5 protein-coding genes are annotated in these 3,849 nt (G+C 62.1%); 2 read left to right on the top strand and 3 right to left on the bottom strand.

The window, feature by feature from the left end; translation table 11 throughout:
• The coding region (locus EN750_RS22805) for a hydantoinase/oxoprolinase N-terminal domain-containing protein (protein ID WP_281062315.1) at window positions 1-682 on the bottom strand (682 nt) is incomplete at its 3' end.
• A gap of 184 nt (window positions 683-866) precedes the next feature.
• Between EN750_RS22805 and EN750_RS22800 the strand changes: the two genes are divergently transcribed.
• A complete protein-coding gene (locus EN750_RS22800; RefSeq protein ID WP_127397718.1) occupies window positions 867-1,646 on the top strand; it encodes a LuxR C-terminal-related transcriptional regulator in 780 nt (259 codons plus the stop codon).
• 45 nt (window positions 1,647-1,691) lie between these two features.
• On the opposite strand, the gene EN750_RS22795 is transcribed toward EN750_RS22800, so the two are convergent.
• Complete coding sequence (locus EN750_RS22795) at window positions 1,692-1,949, bottom strand: type II toxin-antitoxin system RelE/ParE family toxin (RefSeq protein ID WP_245482773.1); 258 nt, start codon at window positions 1,947-1,949, stop codon at window positions 1,692-1,694.
• 20 nt (window positions 1,950-1,969) lie between these two features.
• Window positions 1,970-2,251 carry a type II toxin-antitoxin system ParD family antitoxin gene (locus EN750_RS22790; RefSeq protein WP_023811572.1) on the bottom strand — a complete coding sequence of 94 codons (282 nt, stop codon included), beginning with the start codon at window positions 2,249-2,251 and terminating at the stop codon, window positions 1,970-1,972.
• A 279-nt stretch (window positions 2,252-2,530) separates the two neighbouring features.
• Between EN750_RS22790 and EN750_RS22785 the strand changes: the two genes are divergently transcribed.
• Window positions 2,531-3,849: thiamine pyrophosphate-dependent dehydrogenase E1 component subunit alpha (locus EN750_RS22785; protein WP_245482772.1), on the top strand; the 1,319-nt coding region annotated here is incomplete at its 3' end.

Genomic DNA, 3,849 nt, shown 5'->3' with positions numbered 1-3,849 from the left:
CAATGCCCTTGAGCTGCTTGCGGCCGCGCGACGTGGCGTAGGCCTCGATCAGCACCGAGTTCAGCCGCGACTGCTCGCGGATGACCGGACGAACCTCGTGGCTGGTGTAGACGATGATGTCGGCACCGGCCTTGTCGACCTCCGCGCGGCAGATCTCTGCGATGCGCTTCTCGTGCACCGGATTGACATGTGAGAAGATGGTCATGATGCAGATCGCCTCGACCTTGTCGGCGATCAATTTTTTCGCCGCGGCGGAGACTTCGTGTTCGTAGAGCGGCAACACGATGTCGCCGAACTGGTCGATGCGCTCGGTGACGCCATGCGTGCGGCGGCGCGGCACCAGCGGATCTGGATGGTGATGGGTGACGGCATGCAGCCGGTCGGCATAGGAATAGTCGGCCCAGGCCTGCAGCCCCCGGCCCATCAGGATCATGTCCTCGAGGCCCTTGGTGGTGATCAGGCCGAGCCGGCGGCCGGTGCGCGACAACAGTGTGTTGAGCATGCCGGTGCCGGAATAGAGCACGACGTTGACGCCGGAAAACAATGATTCCAGCGAGATGCCCCAGGCATCCGCCGCGTCCTCGGCAGACGCGAGAAAACCTTCGGCTTCGTTCTTCGGCGTGGTCGCCGACTTGCCGATCTTGAAGTGGCCGTCCTGATCGACAAGGATCGTGTCGGTCATGGTGCCGCCGGCGTCGATACCGATGACGATTGGATTGCCGACGATGGGGCCGGTGAGATTGGGTTGGGTCACGGTCGCCTCGGGATCTGGTCTAGGTTGACGCAAGGCTAGATTCGATGGGCGGCTTCGCGCCATATGCCTAAAGACATAATGACGGCTGAGCTGACATCGCCGAAAAAAGGGCATGCGCATGGGGACCATCTGGGCGCCGCTCGCCAAAGCGATCGCCGCCACCGGCACGGACAGGCATGTCGACTGCCTGATCGACCTGATCGGCGCGGATATCGAGCACGACCTCGTCACGGTGACGCGCTATTCGACGACGCAGACACCCGAATTCATCAAACACCGACGCTTCTCGGACGAAATGGTCCGGCGCTATCTCGACAATTACTATGTCTTCGACCCGTTCTATGCGTCGTGGCGACGCGAGCGAAGGCTGGGCATCATGCCGCTGAAACGGCTTGCCAACGATGAGGCCAAGCGCGGCCAGTACATAGCCGGCTTCCTGGCGCAGTCGGAGATCTGCGACGAGGTCGGCATCATGCTGGCGGACGGCGGCGACTGGTGCCTCGGCATCTTCCTCGACCGCTCGACCACGCCATTCAAGGACAGCGAGATCGCCCTGCTGGATGAACGGCTGCCGGTGTTCGAGGCGCTGCATGCGCTCGACATCAAGGCGCGCGGAACGGAATTCTCCCGCACGTCAGCGCCGACAGGCCCCGGCGCCTCGCCCCGGCGGGAACCGACCATTCCAGCCAGCCTGTGGCCGGAGCTGTCACTACGCGAGCGGGAATTGGTCCAACTGATCCTCGCCGGTCACCCGACGGCCAACATCGCCGAACGCCTCGGCATCACCGTCGGCACGGTCAAGAACCATCGCCGGCGCATCTACGAGAAGCTCGACATCACCACGGAGCGGGAATTGTTTTTGCAGTTCTTCCAGCATCGGGTCGACCGATAGCCCGGGTTCGGACAGCTAAGCGGGTTACGCTTTTCCCGTTGCAGGTTAGAGCTCATCCTCCCAATTGGCGCCGCCATAGAACACACGGAAGATCACCACTTGGTCGGATTCCACTGTAAAGGTCACCGTTACACGGCGCTCGAAACGGACAACCCGAAGGCCCTGGCCGCAGAGCTCCGAGGCGTAGTCGAGACCCTGGCAGTAGGCTTCGATACGCTCGATATAGCGTATGGCCGTGACGTTGCCGGCGGCGATCTCGATGGTGTCGTATATCCATCTTAAGTCCGCTAAGGCTTCCGGCAACAGAACAATATGCCGGCGCTTCACACATCCCTCTTAAAGCGGGCGGCGTGGTGAGCGCGGATGTCGTCAAAAGCCTGGTTGGCTGGGATAACTCGGGAAGGATCCGCCTTCCACCTGTCATAGGTCGGCACAACCTCCTCGCGGAGCCAGCGCTCTACGGCCGCGTCGCGCTCTTGCAGGGCGCGAAGGCCGGCGCGGATCACTTCACTGCTGGTCGCGTAGGTTCCTGATTCAACGAGACGGTCGATGAAAGCAGCCTGCTCTGTTGGCAGGCTGAAGGTGCGCTTTTCGGTGGCAGCCATGATTTCTCCTATAATGTCGGTGTGATTATATCATACCAATATCCAATACGTGAGAAAACCTGTCGGCCCAAGAAACCGACATCGGCGCTGCTAGCAGTCTCAAAATTCCTCTTGCGGAACCGCGCCGTCCCGGCTTAGTCTTTGCCTTCTCGCAAAAATGAAATTTAATTCCATTTGCCTGCAACCTTCTTGCCAGCGTCGTGCCCCCAGGAAAAATGAACGGCCCAATCGACTGAGAAAATATTTGATATATCATCTACCAGAGCGGAAATAGCTGACATGGTCCAGCAGACATCGATCCAGCCATCGGCGCCCTGGTTGCGGCTAGATGTCGATGATTCGGACTGGACCGACGCCGAGGTGTCGAGCCTGGTGCGCTGGTATCACCAGATGCTGCTCATCCGCCGTTTCGAGGAAAAGGTGCTCGATCTGGCCAATGCCGGGCTGGTGCATGGTCCGGCCCACGCCAGCATCGGACAAGAGGCCACGGCGGTCGGCGCCATGTCCGTGCTCGGCACCGGCGACCGCATCAACGGCACCCACCGTGCCCATCACCAGGTGCTGGCCAAGCTTGTCAACGCGCAGACGCCCGGCGGATTCGACCCGCTGCATGATGCTTTCAACCCAGGCATGCAGGGATCGGTTCGCGGCCTGATGGCCGAGATCATGGGCCTCAAGTCAGGCTATTGCGGCGGCCGTGGCGGCTCGATGCATATGCGCGACGATGCCTCCGGCATCCCAGGCACCAGCGCCATTATCGGCGGCAACCTGCCGCACGCGGCGGGCTATGCGCTCGCCGACAAACTGCTCGGCACCGGCAACATCTCGGTCGCCTTCTTCGGCGACGGCACGATGATGGCAGGGCCGGCCTATGAGGCGATGAACATCGCCGCGCTCTACCGGCTGCCGGTGATCTTTTTCGCCGAAAACAATCTCTATGCCGTCTCCACGCACATCAATGAGCAGACGCGAGAGACGCGGCTGGCCTCGCGCGGACCTATGCTCGGCTTTCGCGGCATCGAATGCGACGGCATGGATGTGGTGGCAGTCCACCATGCCATGCGCGAGGCGCGCCGGACGATTGAGGAAGACGGCGGCCCGGTGCTGGTCGAGGCGCTCTGCTATCGGTTTCTACACCAGAGCGGCGCCCGCCCGGGCAGCGAATTCGGCTACCGCACGCGCGCCGAGGAAGACGTCTGGAAAGCGCGCGACCCGCTTGCGACGATGGCGGCTCGCCTGAAGACGATGGGCATCCTGAACGCTTCGGACCTCGGTACACTCGACCAGCGCGTCATGGAGGTGGTCAACACCGCTGCCGATTCCCTGACCGAGATGAGCGGCAACGCGCTGCGCATTCCTGATCATCTGTGGCCGGACCCAAGCGACGTCGACAACCAGATCCGCGGCGATCTTTCCGAACTGAAGGGCGAGCGCTTCCTCGAGATCGAGGACGTGCCGCCGGCCGACACCAGGCCGGTCAAGTTCATGGTTGCCGCGTCCGAGGTGATTGCGCGCGCCATGGAGCAGGACGCGCGCATCATCATCATGGGCGAGGATGTGCACCGGCTGCGCGGCGGCGTTTCGGGCGCCACAAAGGG

It is taken from the genome of Mesorhizobium sp. M7A.F.Ca.ET.027.03.2.1, from assembly GCF_003999175.1.
Lineage (GTDB): Bacteria > Pseudomonadota > Alphaproteobacteria > Rhizobiales > Rhizobiaceae > Mesorhizobium.
Note: the sequence above shows the minus strand (reverse complement) of the source record. Positions and strands in the feature narration are given on the sequence as shown.